The 246-nt window shown below is 51.2% G+C and carries 1 protein-coding gene; it reads right to left on the bottom strand.

Going from position 1 to position 246, the window contains the following annotated elements; genetic code table 11:
• Window positions 1-55: 55 nt before the first annotated feature.
• Complete coding sequence (locus tag ADK28_RS33275; RefSeq protein ID WP_016928228.1) at window positions 56-184, bottom strand: hypothetical protein; 129 nt, start codon at window positions 182-184, stop codon at window positions 56-58.
• Between the last annotated feature and the right edge of the window lie 62 nt (window positions 185-246).

Raw genomic sequence — 246 nt, 5'->3', positions numbered from 1 at the left:
CATAAAAAAAACCGCCGCGGCGGTTTTTTTTATGTCTGAGCGTCGCTGGGTATTATCAATCCAGCACGAATCCCCAGATCAGGAACGCCGCCACCAGAATCAGGCAAAGCGCGGACACCGTCACCAGTATTTTCCCCAGAATGTCTTTTTCTTGTTCCTGCTGCGTCACGTTGAAATTATCCAATTAAAAGTCTATGGACCAAACCGGCGATGCTGAGATCGGCTGCCGCTACGCCCAGCGCCATG

The organism is Serratia sp. 506_PEND (assembly GCF_001076875.1).
In the GTDB taxonomy this organism is placed as follows: Bacteria; Pseudomonadota; Gammaproteobacteria; order Enterobacterales; family Enterobacteriaceae; genus Serratia; species Serratia marcescens.
Note: the sequence above shows the minus strand (reverse complement) of the source record. Positions and strands in the feature narration are given on the sequence as shown.